This window comes from Pontibacter qinzhouensis (assembly GCF_008017455.1).
Lineage (GTDB): Bacteria > Bacteroidota > Bacteroidia > Cytophagales > Hymenobacteraceae > Pontibacter > Pontibacter qinzhouensis.
Genome location: NZ_VRTY01000108.1, coordinates 1 through 20476, shown reverse-complemented (window position 1 = coordinate 20476; position 20476 = coordinate 1). Strand labels below are relative to the sequence as shown.

The window sequence follows — 20476 nt, the reverse complement described above, 5'->3', positions numbered from 1 at the left end:
TCTCCATAGTAACTGTGCTTAAGCTAAGTTAATAATTTTATAGCTTTGACACAGTTCCGTTTACAGTCTCTCTTTTGGTCAGCAACGGGTCTAGCCAAGGCTTGCTTTGGTGTGCTTTAGGTCTGGTCGGTTCAAGTTTATTTATCGGTACGGATCCATTTACCTGTTCCACTTTTATATATATCAGCCAGACCATTGCCGATGAAGACTTTCAACGTAAAGGAAGTCCTGGTGGAGTCAACTATATAAATGAAGTATTCCGCCTTTATTCCTGAACGTTCCCCATCGGTCAGGTTCCCTGGGAGTGTCGTGGGATATAGGCCTTTCTCCTGTCTATGGTTTTCAACCTGTTGAAGTAGTTGCCTTGCGTGCTCAGTTGGCGGCTCTCCCACACAGCCTGTGAGGATCTGAAAGATCAGGAGTAGAAACAGTTTCGGTATCGTTCTCATGCATGCTTTAAATTATGGCCAACCCCGTTTGCTAGGGTGCTTCTTGATCACCATGTACACCTATATATATATAAGGAGTAGGGACAGTGAAACTATGCGGTGGGCTTCCCTTAGGAGGCGGGCGCGATATCTTTTTTATAGAGGAAGTGCACGGTCCCCTTCCGGAAAGCTTTCCCGTTGCGCGTCAAGTAACCTTCTCCGTTCAACTCATCGGCAATCCGCTGAAAGGTGTAGCCCTGCTCCCGGTAAATCTTCACCAGGCGGGAGGCCTGACGGTTTGCCTTGTTTGATAGCGCATTTTGTTGACGTGTCTCCAAACCCTTTTGCCGGGCCTCCTCCGTCAGGTTCTGCGGGGAGCCCAGCTGAAAGCCCTGCTCCTTCTTTGCCTGCAGCGCAGCGCGGGTACGCTGGGAGATGAGTTCCCGCTCGTGCTGGGCGAGTACGGCAAAAATACCGATGGTCAGGGTATTGGCTTCCGGCATGTCGGCGCAGACGAAGTCCGCGCCGCTGTCGCGGAGTGTGAAGATAAAGCCGGCGTTGCGGCTGAGCCGGTCGAGCTTGGCAATGAGTAGCGTGGCCTGCCGGGACTTGGCAAGGGCGATGGCCGCCTGTAGCTGCCTGCGACTGTCGCGCTTGCCACTCTCCACCTCGGTGAACTCCTCCAATATTTCCTCTCCTGTTTTTATAAAACGTCGGACGGCAGTACGCTGCGCCTCCAGTCCAAGCCCGCTCTGGCCTTGTGCCTTGGTCGAGACGCGGTAGTAGGCCACGTAGTTTCTCATCTTTTCCTCCCTTTTGTATGAGACATGACAAAGTTACCGGTAAAAACGGGGTTGTCAAGCTTTCCAAACGACCGTTTAGAAAGCTTGACAAACTTCAAATACCAACGCATTTAGCAGTGGAGACGAGAAGGCTAACTGTTTCTTCTCTCATACAGAGTGCTTTCTTTGGCTGCCTAACTCGGTGTTCCTCTTATCCAAGACAAGAACAACCGCAACTGCAACTGCAACCAGAACCCATTATGCCTAGCATTTTCTGAACCTCCGCTTGAATACTCCCTGCCGTAGGCCGCAGAGGTATTGGGGAAACCGGTCTTTGACTCAGGGCTATGAACAGATAGATAGCCGCCCTCCACTTGGAAGCCGCGCTTAAACTCCGCTGCCATAGGCAGCGTGTCCTGCTCCGCCGCCGTACTTCGCTCCACTGGAAAGCTTTTCGGAAGCGCGGGTTGTTTATCCTTGCCTTTCGCTTTATCGATTATCAGAACGTTGGGGGCACGCACCCGCAGATCGCCAGGCCGCTTTGGCTGTGCCAGGGCCTACGCATTTGCTGAAAGTGGCAGTACAAGTGTTGCCATCGTAAGGACGCCGTTCTCCATGGTTTTTATGGGGATTAATATTAGAAAGTGTAGCCGACTGAGAGGATGAAATGGCGTGGTGCCCCTGGGAAAGCCCTTTGGTAATCGTAGCCACCCACGAAGTAATAGGTATCGAATAGGTTGTTCACATTCACGCTCAGCTTGAACTTGTTTGCCCTATAAAAAGCCGCCGCATTCACCACGGTGTAAGAGAGCCAGTAGTCCCAGATTATGTTGCCTGTCTGCGTGTCCTGCACCTGCAGCTCCATCCTGCGGTCTGCGACATAGTGACCGCCCAGCGCTAGCCCGAAGCCCTCCAGACCAGCTTCGCTAAAGGTATACTTTGCCCATAAGCCCGCTGCATGTTTGGGTGCATTGGGAGCCTGCCTGCCCTGCTCCCCCTCCAGGTCGGAAGCCAGAACCTCGGTTTGATTAAAGGCATAATTTACGTTCAGGTTTAGGCTCGAGGTTATACTTCCTGTTGCCTCCCATTCTACTCCCTGTGACCGGGTGCGTCCGTTCTGCCGGTAGATAGGGTTTCCTTCGTCCGTCAGCTGACCAGTGTTGACCATGGTGTTGCGCTTCTCGATGAGGAATAAGGACAATGTGGAAAAGAGGCGCTTGTTCAGGAACTCTCCCTTTAGCCCCGACTCTACCTGAAAGCTGCCTTCACTGTTAAAAGGTTTGGTGCTGCCATAGTTTTCTGGGTTCCGGACAAAGGCTGGATCAATGGGCTTAAACCCCTGGCTGTAGCTCGCAAAGTAGTGCAGATTGTCTTGCAGCTTGTAGGTTAGCCCCAGCCTGGGCAGCAGCACATTCTGGTGCACTTTTTCCTCGCCGTTCCCGTACTCGCGCTGATCACGGAAGAGTTCGTACCGCAACCCCAGGAGCAACTTCAGACGATCGCTCACGCCTACCTGGTCCTGCACATATACCCCGGTGGTGGTGTAGCTGGCATTGAGGTAATCCACAAAGAAAGAGGCCAGTGGCCGACGGATGTACTTGCCCGGGTCCCGCAGCTCGTAAGTCGGGTAGTTGAGGTCGAAAGTCAGCGGCACACGCTTCCCATCCATCTCCATTTCGCGCGCTTCCCACTGGTAGCCACGTTTGTCTGTCTGAAAGCTGATGTAATCCATACCCGCCACCAATTCATGGCGCAGCCTGCCGGTGTTACCGCTGATGGCAAAGTAAGTGGAGAGGTTGTCGGTGTACTCGTTCACCTTCTTTTCCATGTAGCGCATGTTCATGATGGTGTTGGCCGGCGCATCGGCAAAGGTGTTGAGCGTGCGATGCTCACTCAAGTCCTCGTGGTACACAAACTTCATGTAAGCTGCATTGAAGGACAGCCAGTTGTTGAGCCGGTGGTTGAGCGAGGCGTTCAGGGAGATGTCGTTGACACGGTAATAATCGCTTGGCTGGCTCAGCGTAAGAGACTTCGGTAGGGCGTACAGGTCGCCTCCTCGTATACCCATGCCACGGTCGAGGTAGCCGTCGAACTTACTGTATACCAGCTCAGCGTTCACGGTTGTCTTGTCTGTTGGACGGAAAGTGACGGTGGGCGCTATCATCAGTGAGCTGCGGTCGTTTACATCCCGAAAGGTCTTGGTGTCTTCGTAGCCAATGTTAAGCCGGTATAACAAAGACTTATCTTCGTTGAGCGGACCCGTCAGATCCAGGGTGCTGCGCATGGTCTGGAAACTGCCAACCGAAAAGCTCACCGCCTTACGGCTTTCATCCAGTGGCTTTTTCGTCACCAGGTTCACCGTGCCGCCTGGGTTAATATCGCCAAAGAGAGCCGCCCCAGGACCTTTGAGCACTTCCACGCTTTCGAGGTTTACCGTGAGCGGCACCCTGAAAAAACTCGTGCCATACCCATACCCCGAGCGGAGCCCGTTCACCAGTCTAAAACCCGTTTCATAGCCGTTCCTAAAGCCTCGAATCGTCAGGTCATCGTATGCGGAGTATTGATTTACACCCGCCAGGTTCTGCACCACATCCGTCACCAGAAATGCCTGTTGGTCTTCTATCAATTCTTTAGTAACAGAGGAAATAGTCTGCGGCACCTCCACCACCCTACTCTGCAGCTTGGTGCCTACAAAGCTGTAGTCGTTGATGTAGTTGGTTTCCTTACGGCCGGTCACCAGCACTTCCTGCATGGCATGGGTTTTTATCTCGAGCCGCACTTCCACCTCCACGTGCCTTGTCTGTTCGGACAAGGTTAGGTGCAGCGTTCTTTCCACCCAACCCAGGCTTTTCACTACCAAGGTATAATTACCATAAGGTATGTTAGAGAGGCTAAAGCTGCCATCCAAACCAGTTGTTCCGCCAATGGCTATACCCTTTATCCCAACCGAGGCTCCCATCTGGGGATTTCCTCCCTTATCCAGCACCTTACCGCTGATGCTGCCCGTGCCATTCCCGAGCACTGTCAGCTGTGTTAGTACCGGTATCAGCACCAATAAAAGCGTCATCTTCACTTGCATTTTCTCTTCCCGCGTAGGTTTAAGGCTCTACCAAAAATTCATTTACAATCTCCGCTATATCTGCGGCCTCCAGCATGGCCAGGTCCATGTGTATAGTTCGGAAAACCCCCGTTTCATCCTGGCATACCATTCGGAAGCCCTGCTTTTCCCAAAACACCTTTGCTCCCGAAAGAAAAGGGTGGGTGTGCAGGTATAGCGCTTCTATACCCTTGTGCTCGGCTTCTTGTTTAAGTGCGCTGACAAGGCGGGTACCCAACCCAGTTTTTCTAAGGGATGGCTTTACATAGAGCTTCTGCACCTCGGTTGTCACCTGCCCCTTATAGTTGAGGTGGTGAAAGCGGTGGTCATAGGTCCGCATGCCGATGGTGCCGACGATCTGGTCAGACTCGTTAGTGGCAATTAGAAAAGCGGCATGCACATCCTGCATGTAAAGAGCTTCAAAACATGCCAGGTCGCGGGGCGGCGTGCTGTGGTCTATCATTGGGAACAACTCCTTTCGGAACCCCATCACATAGCTAACCAGTTCGGGGATGCGCTCTTTGCTGATTTTCTTGATCTGTATCATCTTCTCGTTTTATCTGCTAAGTACCACAGGCTACTTACTGTTCACCATCCAAAGACCGCTCGCGACAAGGTAGTGATTGACAGCACCAACCACGTCAGGGAAAGGCACTCTGACACCGAAACACATTGCTACGGTTAAAGAGCATTGACGAAATAAAGTACCCCAATCGAAAAGAGGTGCAGTTCCTGATTCGCGTTCACCTCAGCCAAAGCATTATTGTATCGGGAGGTGTTGTAGTAGTAATAAGTAAACAAGCGCATATCCTGGCTCGCAATAGGTTTGTATTCCAAGCCCGCTAAATAGCCAATGTTCTCTCTGAAATTATTCCCGAAGCCATTGTTCGCTCGGTGGCTGGCCGTTTCATAAAAGCCCTTCGTGGTCAGGAACCACTTGGGAACAAACTCAAAATCTGCTCTAAGTACAGCAGTCTTGTAATTGATGTCCTGCAGAAAAGTGGGTATAAACGCTGGTGATGACGCCCGAAATGCGTTGGCAGCAGGTGACCCGATATTAGGATAGTCGACGGCTATATCGGCGCTCTGCAAATCAAGGTAGCCACTAAACCGATCGAACACCACCTGGTTGCCGATTGATACCGCTTGATTTGTCTTGCCTCTGGCAAACTGGGAGACGTTGTAGCTGTAAAAGGTATGCCATTTTTTATCAAACATGTTTCCCAGCCACGCAACGTACACGCCAAGCGGTGTTTTTGACGGTCTTAGTCCATTTGCATTGTAGCCTGTCGCGCTGAATGTCTCGTTAAAGCCGCTGTTGAAGGTATTATGCAGCTGCACCTGAAAGGTATGGTTTTTGGTTAGATTGTAGCCCAGCTTCATGGCCATTAAAAACAGGTTCAGCTGCCTGTTCACAAACTCGGTATACTGGTACTCGAACGTGGGATTTCTATCAAACTCCCAGCTCCCCACACTCGCTGACTGTTTTCCAGCAGTCAGGTGCCATTTCTTCTCGTTGCCAAACCGATACATAACATTAGCATGGTCAATTGCACCTGTCGAGTTATCTAAATTATTGTGAGTCGAGCTCCTATTTAGCCTGTATCGTACTCGATAGCTAAGATCTGGAGTAATGTCCCCTATCAGTTCAAATCGTGCTTCATTCAACCTAACAGCCGCTTGATTAGAAGCACCACTTGGAAATTCCAAGGCACTCCGAAGCAGAAAATTAATATCTATCTTTTCGCTTAATCCTGACAACCCAGTTTCTAAAAGTTGCTGACTGACAGCCGTTTGATTTATAGTGGTGCTGTCCAGGTCGCTTTGCTCAAACGTGGCATTTTGAGCAAATACACACTGAGTTACAAGTAGTAGAGAAGCAAAAAAGAGGCAAGATTTATTCATGGTATGATATTAAATGGATACTCCTAACAAAGACTTAACACTTGCTGCCTGCACTTTTGAAAATTTGTAAAACATACAGCAGCAATACCGCACTCACACGCACTGTTATTCCTTTACCAGTCATTAAGATATAGCTGTTTATCTGACTGGCACCACCAGCAATTTATCGTTCACCATTACCGTGGTAAAGCGCACATCATAAACATATTCCAGAAAGGTACTGGCGTGGTAATCGAACTCAGCTGTTGGCGTAACCACTGTTTGGTTTTTCATAAAAAAGCAGTGGTCCGCATACAGAAAAGCCATGTTCGGGTCGTGCATGATGGCAATTACCGTCAGGCTGTTTTCTGTGAGTTTTTTCAGCTTCTCCAGCACGTAGGTCTGATAGTAGATGTCAAGGTGGTTGGTGGGTTCGTCGAGCAGAATAATGCGTGGGTTCTGCACCAGCACCCGCGCGATCATGACCAGTTGCTGCTCTCCGCCCGAGAGCTCGGTATAGGGCCTATCGGCGAGGTGGCTAATTCCAAGCTCCTCAATGGCCTGCCCAACCTTTTCCCTGTCGCTCTTACTGGGGTTAAAGGCAGAGAAAGCCGCTCTGCCCGTCAGTACCACATCTTTTACCTGGAAGGGGAACACGGATTTGTGGAACTGCGGCAGGAAACCCAGTACTCGGGCGCAGTCTGGAAAAGACATTTTGCTTCGCTCTTTCCCCAATAGTTTCACGGAGCCTTGCTGGTATTTCTGCAGGCCCGCCATAATGTTAAAAAGCGTAGACTTGCCGCTGCCGTTCCGCCCAAGCAACACCGAAAAGCTGTTGGCCGGGAAAGCCACGTTCACTTGCTCCAGTATCGGCGTCTGACCATACCGAAAGCTGAGGTTGTTTACTTCTATCGCCGTTTCCGTCATACCCAGTTAATTTTATTTTTCTTCATTAAAAAGAGGAAGAAAGGAGCTCCCAACAGCATCGTGAAAATGCCAATCGGAATTTCGAAATCCATTAGGGAGCGGGAGAAGTTATCGATGATAACCAGAAAGGACCCGCCAAAGAAGATGTTTGCCGGCATGGCCTTTCGGTTATCTGGCCCCACCATCATGCGGGTGAGGTGCGGAATAAACAGCCCATACATGCTGATAACACCAGCTGCCGCCACCGATGTGGACGTGGTAAGGGTAGCCAGGCCAACCAATATCGTTTTGTCGGCGGTGGGATTTACGCCCACCGCCTTTGCCTCTTGCTCCCCCAAGGCAAGAAGGTTAAGCCGCCAGCGCATCAGGTACATACCCACTATACCTAATCCCACTGGCAGAGCGGCTGTGTTCACTTTGTCCCAGGAGGCGTGGTGCAGGTTGCCCATGGTCCACTGCACAATTGCCTGCAGTTTATATGGGTCGCTCATATACTGCACCACCGTCAGGGAGGCCGTGAAAATTCCGGACACGATCATTCCTGACAGTATGACTGCCACAATAGACGACTTGTTGTTGCTGAAGGCAAAGGAATAGGTCATGACAACTGAGGCCACTCCCAGCACAAAAGCCATGACGTTGATGTGGAAAAACGGAAAAGCAATGGCCAGCGCCGCCCCGAAAGCCGAGCCCGAAGAAATGCCCAGCACATAGGGATCGACGAGCGGATTCCGGAAGATGCCCTGCAGGGCACCACCAGAGGAAGCCAGTCCCGCCCCGATGATAAAGGTGAGCAAAACTCTTGGCAGGCGCACATTCTCGATGATGTTGTTGAGCACGTATACTTTGGTTGAACTCTCCTGGATGTTACCGTTCAGCGCCGCCCTGCCCCAATCCCAATAGTCCGCGAATACCAGCCCCTGCGATGGACCCACCGTCAGAGAATACAGCAACAGCGGTATAGGCAGGCCGTAAATCAGGAAGCCAGTCAATACTTTTCTCATTCGAGTAAGGCAGTGGCTTTGGCCCCGTACAGGTTCGTCATGATGTCTCTTCGGTTCTCTTCGAGGTCGAAGTGCTCGTTCCCGCCATAGCTGACGTTGTGGAGCTCAATGGCAGCATACATGATCTTAAGCGTATGCGGGTCGTAGAAAAATGGCGGGTCCAGCACGTGCACATTTTTGTTTCTGACTGCCTTCAGCACCGCCAGTTCTTTCTTGTCATACAGCACCTGCGGATCAGTGCTCCAGAGCAGAATCAGGTCCGGGTCCCAAGAAATCAGCGTTTCCGGGTTGATGTTGGGCTGGTCGATCTCGAAAGTGCAGGCATTGTTCACCCCCGCCAGCCGAAAGCACTCCGCCATGCGGCTGTTCTGTCCCGATGTAGAGTAAATCCGTCCTCCTGACCAGGCATAGTATACCGACTTCTTTTGGTCGATTTGATCGGTCGCGTCCGCTATCTCGCCAAGTTTGCGACGGGTATAGGCGAGTAATTCCACCGCCCGCTCATGAGTGCCCGTCAACTTGCCGATGCCTTCGATTTCTTCGAACAATTGGTCGTTGTTCTGGGGTGATACCGCAAAAACAGGTATACCCAAGCTCTCTAGCAAACGGATGGCATCAGTCTGCCCGGAGGCTATGATGACCAGATCCGGCTTAAGCGCCAGCACACTTTCTATGTTGGTGGATGTTTCCCAGTTGCCCGGCGTCGGCAGTTCTTTTCTGGCGATGCGGGGATCCAGCTTACTGAAATACCTAAAGGTTTCGGGGTTGGTGTAAATGTTGTTCTGTATACCTACCACGGTGTGCTCCGCGTTCAGCATGTACATGCCATCCAGAGCTCCCTGATATAGCACAATCACCCGCTTGGCCGGCTCACTCAGCCGCACCTCACTGCCCCGTATATCTTTCACCACAATCGCGTCGGCCGCTGTCGCCATGCTCTCTCCATTTTCGCTTTGGCAGGCGCTCAGCCAAAACAGGCAAGTACTCACAAGCACGAGCAGACGAACGGCCATCATTCCTCTCAAATACACCATATACTTTTCACAAAATTGCTGTACGTTTATTCTCGAGGCCATCATAACAACCCGTTTTTTGTGCCTTGATTCTTTTATACCAAAAGGCAGACTGCTCCTGCCAAAGTTATCAGGATAGTCTGCTCTTTATATTATTATTAAGTAAATAATTAGTTAGTTTAACTAATTGATAATCAGTATAATTAAACATTAAAAAAATATTATATTAAGTTAAAACAATAAGTACCATTTTTAAATTTTAAATTTTAGTTGCTTATTATTGATAAATAGTCAAAAATACCCATCGCATAACCTATAATTTTATAAATTCATAAAACAAGTACTTAAATAGCTACATTATTCAGATACTATACCTGCTATTTTAAATTACCTAGGGTATACCGTTGTAGTCTTTACTTCTGGCTCTTGTTACCGTAGGCCTTGATCATCTGCAAAGGGTGCAACACCCGCTCCTCAATCTCGAGTTCGAAACCACCGCTCAGCAATAGCTGGTAAAGCGGTGCGTCGTAGGCCACACACACCTCGTTATCGTCGGTGATAAAAATCGGTACGTGCTTGTTGCCAATCTCAAAACAGATGGTGCCCACTTCCTGCAGGCTCCGGGGCCGCAGCACCACACAGTCGCAGGGCTTCATCTTCAACAGGATCGCCCGGTCATCTGACAGGTATAGTAAATCCCCGTCTTCAAAGGCAACTCTGTTCCCCTTGTCCACCAGCACCTCTACCCCCCCCTGTGTTTGCTTTCTCATGCGCGACTTGTAGGCCTCGTACCACTCTATCTCAAAAAAATCAATCGTGAGGCCAACCATATCCCGATCCTTGGCAAGTGCCTGCCTTATGACAAGGGGCTCCGTTAGCATGGATAAACTCGTAGCCATACCGTCTTAGGCTGTTGCCAGCTTCGCTTTCTTTTCTGCCACCTTCGCCAATAGCCATTCGCACCACTGGTCCATGCCATCTCCTTTCAGGCTGCTGATGGCCATTACCTCAATGGTTGGGTTTACTTCTCTGGCATCCTGCGTAACAGCCTCAACCGAGAACGGCACGTAAGGCAACAGGTCTGCCTTGGAAACCACCATCAGTTCGCTGGTCAGGAACATGCGTGGGTACTTCTTCGGCTTGTCGTCGCCTTCCGTAGACGCCAGGACCGTTACACGGATGTCCTCACCCAGATCGAAGGCAGCCGGGCACACCAGGTTGCCCACGTTCTCGATGAAGAGCAGGTCCACACCGGTCAGATCGATATGGTCGAGTGCCTGCAGGATCATCTGGGCCTCGATGTGGCACATGCCACCGGTTACGATCTGAAGCGCGTTGATGCCCACCTCTTTCATGCGTACGGCATCGCGGTCGGTCTCCGGGTCTCCTACCAGTACGGCCAGGTTCAGCTTGTCGCTCAGGCGCTTTCCGGTTTCCTGCATCAGCGTGGTTTTGCCGCTTCCAGGAGAGGAACATACGTTGATCACCAATATTTCAGGAAGTCTATCTCTAATGGCCTTTGCCACGAAGTCGTTGGCTTTTAACAGATTCAGGGTGGTATTGTCACACTGCACAGAGCCTACCGGCATTCTGTTGCTTTTGGGTGTGGATGGTGTACTCATATCTTTATCTTTTATGTCTTGTGGTTAATTCTCTAAAAATTCAATCCGGCTGATCTGCAGCTCTTCCCCCTGCACAATGTTTTTGGAGGGGGTACCACAGTCACACATGAACTTGTGCCGCTTCACTTCAAAGTCTTTGTCGCAGACAGCACAGTGAGCAATAATGGGCAGCAAGAGCACCTCTAACTCAATTTCAGCCAGCGCTGGTTCCTCCATGATCAGCGCCTCAAAAGCGTTCTGTATCAGGATCGGCTGGATGTTGCTGAGCAGCCCCGCCTCTATCTGTACCTTCGTAATCCGCTTAAACTTGTCAGGATACGCTTCCTGCAGGGTTTCAAAGACGCTTCGAACGATCGAAATCTCGTGCATGGCTTCTCCTTTATTTTTCTATCACCGCTTCGGCAAATACTTCTTTAAGCACTTCTTCCGTCGGTGCCTCAGGTATAGCCTTTAATTCTTTGGCTTGATCTTTTGCGGTTACTCCTTTTTTCACCCGCTTTGGGCCTGTGCGTTTCGGCTGTTTCTTGGCAACAGGAGTTTCTTCGGATGCTTGCAGTTCTGGCGCTTTCTCCTCCTCCTCCGGCTCGGCCTCTTCCAGTCCTTGCTTATGCATAGTAAATTCCCAGCACAGTTGCCCCATGGCACTTAGCCAGTCATAAAGCATTACGCCTTCGTTCCCCATGGCCCTGATCATGACCGCACTGGGAGCGCACTGCGTGAAGCCGAATGTAATTTCTTCGTACTGGCTGGTTAGGATCTCGTCCAGCTCCGCCTTGAGCTCTGCCGCAAACGGCGAAACATAGATAAGAGTCGCCTGATGGGTATAGCGCTCATAGAACAAAATCGAGTTCAGAGGCTGATGGCCGGGCTCGATCAACTGGTTATCCAAGAGCACGAGCTTCTTATTGCTGTATACCCTGGTGACACTGTGTAGCCGCGTAAATTGGAACGACTCCCCAGAGTGCACCCGTCCCGACGCTATGATGTCGCCCCAGATCAGCGTGGCGCGCTCATCCAGATGGATTTCATTGACCGTTTTGAAAATAGACTTCGCAAAGGGTGTGACCGGGTGCGGTATAAACTTGTATAAACCATCCTTCTTTACCTGCACTTTCGTTCGCTGCACCGCCCCTTTTTCCATCGGGTGCAGCTTGCTGAACGATTGGGTGAAAAACTTCAGGTGTGCTCCCTCATGCACATTTACCGTAATATCAATCTCGTCTCCATCCATTATTCCCGGAGAAGCACTCATCATGATCAACTCCAAATGCTCATGCAGATGCCGGGAGCCATAGTGGATCACTTTATAGGGTGCATTATGGCTGCTTTCCTTCAGGAGCGTTACCTTCCCTTCCCTTTCCGCGTTAACTCTGATGGTACTAAGCATGCGCCTCCTTATTTTCCAGTAAGGCATACGTCTTAATCCAGTTGATTACCTCATCCAAGCCCTCCAGCTTCATCAGGTTCGTGAAGATGAAAGGCCTTTCCCCGCGCATCTTCTTCGAGTCACGGTCCATCATAGCCAAATCAGCGTTCACATAAGGGGCCAGGTCAATTTTGTTGATTATCAGCAGATCGGAGCGGGTAATTCCCGGGCCTCCTTTGCGGGGCATCTTGTCACCCTCGGCCACGTCTATCACGAAAATGGTCACATCGGCCAAGTCGGGGCTAAATGTGGCCGACAGGTTATCACCGCCGCTTTCCACAAAAACGATCTCTGTGTCGGGATGGCGCTCCACCAACTCTTCCACCGCCTCTATGTTCATGGAGGCATCCTCACGGATAGCGGTATGCGGGCAGCCCCCTGTCTCCACGCCCATAATACGGTCGGCAGGGAGTCTCGAATTCTTTATCAAAAAATCTGCATCTTCACGGGTGTAAACGTCGTTGGTCACAACACAGATGCTGTACTCCTCACTCATCTTGCGGGTCAGCCTTTCGATCAAAGCCGTCTTCCCTGATCCTACAGGACCAGCTACCCCTATTCTCACATGTTTTTTTGACATATAGTATCTGGTTAGGTGCTTGTTTGCTTTATGAAATGTATAGTCTTGAATATTGCTTCTCGTGCTGCATACAGCGTACTTCCTGCCCGATGCAGCAGAGTCCTATCATCTCCTCCTCCATGCTTCCCTGTTCATCCACCAGCTGCTTGATGGTTGGCTGCAGATCGAAAAGTATCTTCTGCGCATCGCCTTGGCCAATAGGCACCAGTTTGGCGCAATTGGTCACAATACCGTTGAGCGTGTTATAGTAAAAGGCAAGCAACGCATCTTTTAAGGTGATGCCGCTGGCATGCGCATACATGGCAAAGGCCACTGCATAATGCCCATGCAGCTTGCCTTCCTGAATTTTGTTCAGGTAGTCACTGCATTTTTTAACCGGGCGCAGTTCCTGTGTCAGCTTCAGGAAACGAATCCCCAGTTTTTTGCTTGCATCCCTTATTTCGGCAGGAACCTTAAGGGCAGTGACTAGTTCGTCCAGTTTCTGCAGTTCCCGCACTGGCTTCTTGGCCTCCAGTAGGGCCCATGCTTTCTGCAAAAAAGCGGCGTCGTTATAGTAAATGCTATGACGCAGCATGTTTTTGGCGTATACAGTGGCCGATGGCGTATCTTTTACTATACCCTGACTCACGTAAGACTCCAGCCCATAGGAATGGGTGAAGCTTCCTATCGGAAACATAGAATCATTAATTTGCAGAAGGGTTAACAGTGGCTGCATAGCGGTACCTTATTTGATGGTTATTTTTCTGGTATAATTGTTTCCATGTCTGCGCACGCGCAACGCATGTGTTTTGAGTAATTTTCGCACCTCCCGCCGGGGTTCGTAACCTGAGCGTTCCAGCAACCTGTACAGTGGGTTCTCAAACTCTACCAGCACCTCGGCCTTTTCGTTGATGAAGATGGGAATATGCTTGTTTCCGATCTCGAAGCAAATAGTGCCCATATCTTTAAAGTTGTCGGGCTTGAACACGATGCACTCGCATGGAAGTATGTTGACAACAATGCCCCGTTCCCCTTCCATGAACAGAATATCACCGTCTTCCAGTGGTATAGAGTCCTTGCGTATACCTAGCTCCTGCCCCGCCCTTGTTCGTTTCCGCAAGGTGGTTTTGCCCGTGTCAAACCAATCCAGGTCCAGAAAATCAATCGAAAGGTTTTCTGTGTTGGTGTTTGATAGGTTGCCGATTACCTTCTCTACTAGTAGCATAGGTGATAAAGTGCCGCCAGCTAAGTATAACTCGGCTGGCAGCATGTTTTACAACAGGTTTAGAACAGGAAGTAACGCTGCGCCATCGGCACGACACTCAGGGGTTCACAAGTCAGCACCTCGCCGTTGGCCGTTACCACGTACGTCTCCGGATTAACTTCAATCTTTGGCATGGCATTGTTATGAACCATGTCTTTCTTGGACAATGTTCGGCAACCTCGCACAGGCAGGAACCCTTTGCCCAGCCCCAGTTTGTTTATGCTGCCATTCTCAAGCGATATCTGTGATACGAAGTTGAAACCGCTCTTTTGGATCGACTTACCGTAGTAGCCCCACATAGGCCGGTAAATAACGGGCTGTGGCAGTGAAATAGACCCATTCGGGTCACCCATACGAGCTCCCACAGCTATGCCGTTTTTGAAGATAATCTCAGGCTTCACACCGAACATGCCCGGGTCCCACAGCACCAGGTCAGCGTACTTGCCCACCTCTACTGAACCCACATATTCGGCTACTCCGTGTGCCTTAGCCGGGTTGATAGTGTATTTAGAAATGTAGCGCTTCACACGCAGGTTATCTGCCCCAGAGGCTTTGTCTTCCTGAAGCGGGCCGCGCTGCACTTTCATTTTATGGGCAGTCTGCCACGTACGCAAGATTGTCTCACCTACACGGCCCATGGCCTGGCTGTCAGACGACATCATGCTGAACACGCCCATGTCCTGCAGAATATCTTCGGCCGCAATTGTATTTGGCCTGATGCGGGAGTCGGCGAAGGCTACGTCTTCCGGAATGCTCTTATCTAGGTGGTGCACTGACATCAGCATGTCAAGGTGCTCATCCACCGTGTTAATGGTAAAAGGCTTCGTCGGGTTGGTAGAAGACGGGAGCACGTTCGGGTACATGGCGATTTTAATGATGTCCGGTGCGTGACCGCCACCGGCACCCTCTGTGTGGTAGGTATGGATTACCCGTCCGTTGATTGCCTTCACTGTGTCTTCCAGGAAGCCAGCCTCGTTCAGCGTATCGGTGTGAATCGCTACCTGTACGTCATATTTGTCTGCGACCTGCAGGGCTATGTCGATCGTTGATGGCGTGGATCCCCAGTCCTCATGGAGCTTCAGTCCAAGGGCACCGGCCTCTATGGGCTGCGCCGCTGTTTTAAAGGTAGAGGTATTGCCCTTGCCCAGAAAACCAAAGTTCATGGGGGTTGACTCTGAGGCCTCAAACATACGTTCCATCCAAAACTTGCCCGGCGTTACGGTGGTGGCGAGCGTACCGTCAGATGGGCCTGTACCACCGCCGATCATGGTTGTAACCCCACTATAGAGCGCCACTTCTACCTGCTGCGGCGCAATAAAGTGAATGTGGGCATCTATGGCGCCTGCCGTCACAATTTTACCCGCGCAGGCCTGCACCTCAGTGGCTGCGCCAATAATCATGCCTTTGGTTACACCTTGTTGTGTATCTGGGTTACCAGCTTTTCCTATACCTACAATCTTCCCATTCTTTATGCCTATGTCGGCTTTCACAATACCCCAGTGGTCGATAATCATGGCGTTCAGGAGTACCAGATCAAGCACCTCGTCCTGGCCGGCTGATGTGGATTGGCCCATGCCGTCACGTACGGTTTTACCGCCCCCGAACTTGTTTTCGTCGCCGTATACGCTAAAGTCTTTTTCGATCTGTATGAACAGCTCTGTATCAGCCAGGCGCACTTTGTCTCCTGTGGTAGGCCCGAAGAGAGCGGCGTAGCGATCACGTGGGATGTATAGCTCACCGTTCACGTATTTTACTGATGAAGAGTCGCTTCCCAATGCGTTGAAGCCAAGTAGAGAAAGCCCGGCAGTAGACAGCCCTACTACTTTTATCCATTCGCGTCTATTCCAATTTGACATGGTTTTCAGATTAAATGATTTTATTTTCTATTTCTTTTTCTTTTAGCAGGAGCCGCTGCGGCTCCTGTCCCTTTGAATCCTTGCTTCTGCGCTTTCTGAATAGCGGCGTCCCGCACGTTCTTCTTCGATACATCTCCTTCTGTCAGGTTGTTGAAGCCACTGATAAACTTGTTGCCCCCATATTCCACCAGGTACACCGCTTTTTTCTCGCCCGGCTCAAAGCGCACGGCAGTACTGGCCGGAATGTTCAGTCGCATACCAAATGCAGCGGCGCGATCAAAATCGAGGGCCTTGTTAGCCTCGAAGAAATGATAATGTGAACCCACCTGGATAGGCCGGTCTCCGGTGTTGGCTACGGTTACACGCACTGTCTTTCGCTTGTCATTAGCCTTTATCTCACCCTTCTGTAGTATGTATTCACCTGGTTTCATAGTATGAGTGTTTTAAATGTCCTTTAAGTGGTTTAGCGGATAGGGTGGTCAACTGTAATCAGCTTCACTCCGTCTGGAAATGTCGCCTCAATCTGCACGTAGTGTAGCATGTCAGGCACGCCTTCCATGACCTGGTTCTTTTTCAGGAGCTTGGTTCCCTCTTCCATCAGCTGCGCCACTGTTTTTTTCCCATCACGGGCCTCTTCCATCAGAATGCCACATATATAGGCAACGGACTCGGGGTAGTTAAGCTTCACGCCTCTTTTGAGTCGCTTTGCAGCAAGTTCTCCTGCAAGGTGAAGCAACAGTTTTTCGTGTTCTACTGGATTTAAGTGCATATAACTGCTTGTTTACATGAATGATTTACAGAAATGTTTGAAACTAGACGACATCCCCTCCCCTGGACCTGTCCATGAGATCGGTGGCACAAGACACCGGCCTTGGTGCGTGCAGGAAAGCCACTGGGTGTTTCGGAACCGATAGGTTGGTGCCGTACTCCCGGTAGCTGTCTCCTGTGGCAACCGCATCATGGTTCTTTCTGGTGCAGGCAAAAAATGGCTGTGGCTGTACTTTGTCTTTTTCACCGAAAAAACTGGGAGAAGCAAGTGCAAGGAAATTCAATGTGCTGGCCATCGTACGACAGGAAAGCCCGGAGAAGTAGTGCCCATTTGTGCCAAAAGGGAGGGAGAAATTATTTTGCATGGCTGTGTATGGATCAATCGAAGGAAACACCGTGTATTCACCCACACAACCTTGAGAGAGCATACCAGGCTTCTTGTCAGCCCTGTACGGTCCTATACCCTCACTACCAGCGGCTCCGCCACCTACAAAAGCCTGGCGGTTGATCCCAAAGCGCGTCATCACCATAAAGCTGGGAGACAGCTGCGCCACAGCCAGCACACGCAAGCGCCATGCGCCTATTATATAGCTGGTGCTTTGGGGATGCTCCTTAATTAGTGTACCTGGGTTGTTTTCCGTTACTCGCGCCCGTAGCTGGTCCCAGAGCATAACCTGAATGTAGTAATCCTCTCTGGCGTATATGTTCAGCTTTGGTCCGTTATTGTAATCCGGTGCGTATTGCGCACAAAGAGGTGTAGCCAGAAACAGGCATAATACAATAAAAAAATGTTTTGCTCTTGAATTGTCAAACATTAATGTGGCTTTATAATACTTCACTATATTAAGCTTTACTTCCTCAGGTTCAAAAGGTTCCAAGAATGAACTACTTAATGTTCAAGTGCCAAGTTAGGTATAACTTATTAAGCTGGTTTAAGAAGGAAATTAGAGCGAAATTAGAATTCCAGACAGGGGGGCCATTTGAGGCGGGTAACATTCTTCCGCCTCATGTTCAGGTATAGTCTTGGGGTAGGCTGGTGTTCATAAATGCAGAAAGCCCCAGGTGGGGCTTTCGACGTATCAAGTTAGGATATAGGGCAGGAAACAATCTCCGGAACTTCTTGCTCTACTTTTTGCCTAACTTTAAGGATTCGGTACAAATAGGCCATGTACAAAATCAAACGTGTTGCTGCGCATAAGCAGCTGGAAGCACCACCTCCATCTTAGTGCCTTTCCCTACTTTGGAACTCACCCGTATGGTGCCCTTATGCATTTCCAGAATCTTCATAGCCAGCGGTAAACCAACGCCGAACCCCTCGTAATCGAATGTGTTAGAACCTCGGTAGTAAGGGTTGAAAATCTTATCCTGCTCAGATGGAGCTATACCAATGCCTGAGTCGATTACCTGTAGCTTAACTTCATTATCTGCAGCATGAAGCTTTAATCTCACATCTTGGTTGTCAGAGTACTTGAACCCGTTTAGGATTATATTACAGATAGCTAAGCTTAGTAGGTGCTCGTTGCAGCTTACGTAGAGCATGGAGTCGTTCTCAGGGAAATTGCTAAAGTCAATCTTAAGCTTATACCTGGAGTCCATTTTATAGATGATTTCCTTTACAGACTCCAATACCTCATCCAATCTCAGCACGCGCCAGGCATTGGCCTGTGTGTTATTTTCCGATCTGGCCAGCTCTAACAGGACATTGATGATATGCTTAAGCTTTTCGGTTTCCTGCATGATCATCTGCAGTGAATAAGTAGCCTTGTGCTCCTTCTCTAACTGAGAGAGCGCGATTTCTGCCTCCCCCGCTATAATAGTAAGCGGAGTGCGAAGCGAGTGGGAAATGTTGCTGACGTAATCCTGCTGTGCTTTGAAGGCTGTTTCGATACGCTGCAGCATTCCATTTAAGGTATCCTGTAGTTCGCCTATCTCTTCCAGGCTGTGTTCTTTTTCAAGCCTGTCGTTCAGGTTGAAGGCATTGATGCTGTTTACCTTCTTGATGATTTTGACCATAGGCCCGAACATCCTTTTCGAAAAGAAGACTGTGGTTAGGGTCATGACAAACACTGCCGCCAGAAAGGCAAGCGCCAGTGTTGTTTTAAGGCGTTTGCGATAGGCATCACCGTCCACATCGCGGGCAGACGAAACAACCAGTATACCATCCTCACCGGCAGCATGCTCTTTGTACAAACCAACATAATGCACCCCGTTCTCATAATGCTTCGCTATACCGTTTCTGATCGCCTCCCAATAAAAAGCTTCATTAAGCGGCAGTGAGGCAGGGAACTCTATATTCGAGCGATCTTTATTGATGCGCAGGATGTACTCCTCCTCATCAGCCAGATGCTGCAAAATGCTATTTTTAACGGCATAATAGTCCTCTGCCTTTTCCTGCTGCAACACGGCACTGGCCACAATGGTAGAGCTGTTCTCTAAGCTTAGGAAAAAGTTGTACTGCCTGTACCCCGAAGACATCGAGTACATCACCAGGTTTATGCCTAGAAGTATAAGAGCCATGAGCCCCGTAAATATCAAAATTAGGGAGTACTGTAATTTCATGCTACTGCGCCCTCATCACATATCCTATCCCAACCACCGTATGGATCAGCCGAGGGCTAAAGTCTTTGTCAATCTTCTTTCGGAGGTAATTGATGTACACATCCACCACGTTTGTTCCCATATCAAAATCAGCTCCCCACACATTTTCCAGAATATCCAGCCGCGGCAACACCTTGCGTTTGTTCTTTACAAGGTATTCCAACAGTTTGAACTCCCTCACAGTAAGTGCTATGACCTTGTAGTTACGTGTCACCTCCATGGTGTCGAAGTTTACACTTAAGTCGGCAAGGGAAGCCACGTTCTGCTGGGTTATACCCCTACTGGATCGTCTTATTAGACTTTGCACGCGTGCACGGAGTTCAGCCAGGTTAAACGGCTTCACCATGTAATCATCGGCCAAGTTATTAAAGCCAGCCACTATGTCACGTGTAGAACCCAAAGCAGACAAAATAAGGATCGGCGTATCAGGATCTGCGCCTCTGATGCTCTTGCATACTTCCAAGCCGCTTAGGCCAGGCACCATGACATCGAGTATGATTAGGTCATATCGGTTTAATCCGGCCATTTTTACTGCAGTATAACCATCCATGGCCACCGCAAATTCCAAACCCTCACCTTTTAGCCCCCGCTCGATGATGGAAATTACCTTGGGTTCATCTTCCAGAATTAACACATTCATAAATTTAACATCAAACCTGTCAAGACTTTTTTTACTTTCCATGGACTAGGCGGGTACAAGTGTCTCCAAACCCATTTGAAACCTAATTTCTTAATCCGATGAAAGTCATAAGCGAAGATAGCATAAATCGTCGGATAGTCCCTTACGGGAGCGTTGGCAAAAGGGGCTGCACAGCTACAGGTGAAGCCTGCAGCTGTGCAGCCGGGTCTCAGTACGGCGATCTAGTGAAGTGAAAGATGGCGTACGGATTTACCTTTATCAGAAAGGCTTTGTTCACACAATAACTAGTGTAGTGGATGCCTTTCGTTCGGTAGAGGGAACCGCAACCGCATTTTTAGCTCAATTTAGAGGTAAGTGCCCTGGTTAATAGTGAAGCAGTAGCCAAAAATTGGCACCTGCTTTTGCAAATGATGTGTTACAGGCAAAGAAATTATGCGGACATCCTGAATGTTCTGTTTTAGCTATAAAAGATTCTCCGAAAGAATGGCACGGCTATTACCGCCTTCGCGTTATATAGATTATCTATTCTGTTAGCATAGTGTTGTACTAAACCTACGGTAGTTTTCTATAAAAAAAGCAGTGGATAAAGTTTACTTTTATAATTCACT

21 protein-coding genes are annotated in these 20476 nt (G+C 49.6%); all 21 read right to left on the bottom strand.

Annotated elements, in window-relative coordinates; all coding sequences use genetic code 11:
- Positions 1 to 137: 137 nt before the first annotated feature.
- The 21 genes from FVR03_RS20550 to FVR03_RS20450 all read right to left on the bottom strand — a co-directional run bounded on the left by FVR03_RS20550 (position 138) and on the right by FVR03_RS20450 (position 19868).
- Positions 138 to 449, bottom strand: coding sequence for a hypothetical protein (locus FVR03_RS20550; RefSeq protein ID WP_147923654.1), 312 nt, complete (start codon positions 447 to 449; stop codon positions 138 to 140).
- Positions 450 to 559: 110 nt separating this feature from the next.
- Complete coding sequence (locus tag FVR03_RS20545; protein WP_147923653.1) at positions 560 to 1231, bottom strand: recombinase family protein; 672 nt, start codon at positions 1229 to 1231, stop codon at positions 560 to 562.
- 616 nt (positions 1232 to 1847) lie between these two features.
- Positions 1848 to 4277: a TonB-dependent receptor gene (locus FVR03_RS20540; RefSeq protein ID WP_187270242.1), complete on the bottom strand. Its 2430-nt coding sequence runs from the start codon at positions 4275 to 4277 to the stop codon at positions 1848 to 1850.
- Positions 4278 to 4308: 31 nt separating this feature from the next.
- Entirely contained in the window at positions 4309 to 4854 is a 546-nt protein-coding gene (locus FVR03_RS20535) for a GNAT family N-acetyltransferase (RefSeq protein ID WP_147923651.1), read from the bottom strand.
- Positions 4855 to 4988: 134 nt separating this feature from the next.
- Positions 4989 to 6212: a porin gene (locus FVR03_RS20530; protein ID WP_147923650.1), complete on the bottom strand. Its 1224-nt coding sequence runs from the start codon at positions 6210 to 6212 to the stop codon at positions 4989 to 4991.
- A 138-nt stretch (positions 6213 to 6350) separates the two neighbouring features.
- Positions 6351 to 7118, bottom strand: a complete 768-nt coding sequence (locus FVR03_RS20525) for an ABC transporter ATP-binding protein (RefSeq protein ID WP_147923649.1) — start codon at positions 7116 to 7118, stop codon at positions 6351 to 6353.
- Entirely contained in the window at positions 7115 to 8122 is a 1008-nt protein-coding gene (locus FVR03_RS20520) for a FecCD family ABC transporter permease (protein WP_147923648.1), read from the bottom strand. The genes FVR03_RS20525 and FVR03_RS20520 overlap by 4 nt, the downstream gene beginning before the upstream one ends.
- A complete protein-coding gene (locus FVR03_RS20515) occupies positions 8119 to 9201 on the bottom strand; it encodes an ABC transporter substrate-binding protein (RefSeq protein ID WP_147923647.1) in 1083 nt (360 codons plus the stop codon). Before FVR03_RS20515 ends, FVR03_RS20520 begins: the two co-directional genes overlap by 4 nt.
- A 347-nt stretch (positions 9202 to 9548) precedes the next feature.
- Entirely contained in the window at positions 9549 to 10034 is a 486-nt protein-coding gene (locus FVR03_RS20510; protein WP_147923646.1) for an urease accessory protein UreE, read from the bottom strand.
- 6 nt (positions 10035 to 10040) lie between these two features.
- The gene (gene hypB, locus FVR03_RS20505) at positions 10041 to 10757 is read right to left on the bottom strand and encodes a hydrogenase nickel incorporation protein HypB (RefSeq protein ID WP_147923645.1); all 717 of its coding nucleotides are present in this window, start codon (positions 10755 to 10757) and stop codon (positions 10041 to 10043) included.
- A gap of 24 nt (positions 10758 to 10781) precedes the next feature.
- Entirely contained in the window at positions 10782 to 11126 is a 345-nt protein-coding gene (locus tag FVR03_RS20500; protein WP_147923644.1) for a hydrogenase maturation nickel metallochaperone HypA/HybF, read from the bottom strand.
- A 10-nt stretch (positions 11127 to 11136) separates the two neighbouring features.
- Positions 11137 to 12171, bottom strand: coding sequence for an urease accessory protein UreD (locus FVR03_RS20495; RefSeq protein ID WP_255474327.1), 1035 nt, complete (start codon positions 12169 to 12171; stop codon positions 11137 to 11139).
- The gene (gene ureG / locus FVR03_RS20490; RefSeq protein WP_304608229.1) at positions 12137 to 12748 is read right to left on the bottom strand and encodes an urease accessory protein UreG; all 612 of its coding nucleotides are present in this window, start codon (positions 12746 to 12748) and stop codon (positions 12137 to 12139) included. Before ureG ends, FVR03_RS20495 begins: the two co-directional genes overlap by 35 nt.
- 43 nt (positions 12749 to 12791) lie before the next feature.
- Complete coding sequence (locus tag FVR03_RS20485; protein WP_147923641.1) at positions 12792 to 13478, bottom strand: urease accessory protein UreF; 687 nt, start codon at positions 13476 to 13478, stop codon at positions 12792 to 12794.
- Positions 13479 to 13487: 9 nt separating this feature from the next.
- A complete protein-coding gene (locus tag FVR03_RS20480) occupies positions 13488 to 13967 on the bottom strand; it encodes an urease accessory protein UreE (RefSeq protein ID WP_255474326.1) in 480 nt (159 codons plus the stop codon).
- A gap of 59 nt (positions 13968 to 14026) precedes the next feature.
- Positions 14027 to 15862 carry an urease subunit alpha gene (gene ureC, locus FVR03_RS20475; RefSeq protein ID WP_147923640.1) on the bottom strand — a complete coding sequence of 612 codons (1836 nt, stop codon included), beginning with the start codon at positions 15860 to 15862 and terminating at the stop codon, positions 14027 to 14029.
- Between the two features lie 20 nt (positions 15863 to 15882).
- Positions 15883 to 16293, bottom strand: a complete 411-nt coding sequence (gene ureB / locus FVR03_RS20470) for an urease subunit beta (protein WP_147923639.1) — start codon at positions 16291 to 16293, stop codon at positions 15883 to 15885.
- 32 nt (positions 16294 to 16325) lie between these two features.
- A complete protein-coding gene (gene ureA / locus FVR03_RS20465; protein WP_147923638.1) occupies positions 16326 to 16631 on the bottom strand; it encodes an urease subunit gamma in 306 nt (101 codons plus the stop codon).
- 43 nt (positions 16632 to 16674) lie between these two features.
- The gene (locus tag FVR03_RS20460; RefSeq protein WP_147923637.1) at positions 16675 to 17445 is read right to left on the bottom strand and encodes a hypothetical protein; all 771 of its coding nucleotides are present in this window, start codon (positions 17443 to 17445) and stop codon (positions 16675 to 16677) included.
- A gap of 361 nt (positions 17446 to 17806) precedes the next feature.
- Positions 17807 to 19147: a sensor histidine kinase gene (locus tag FVR03_RS20455; RefSeq protein WP_187270241.1), complete on the bottom strand. Its 1341-nt coding sequence runs from the start codon at positions 19145 to 19147 to the stop codon at positions 17807 to 17809.
- A gap of 43 nt (positions 19148 to 19190) precedes the next feature.
- Positions 19191 to 19868, bottom strand: a complete 678-nt coding sequence (locus FVR03_RS20450; protein ID WP_147923655.1) for a response regulator transcription factor — start codon at positions 19866 to 19868, stop codon at positions 19191 to 19193.
- Between the last annotated feature and the right edge of the window lie 608 nt (positions 19869 to 20476).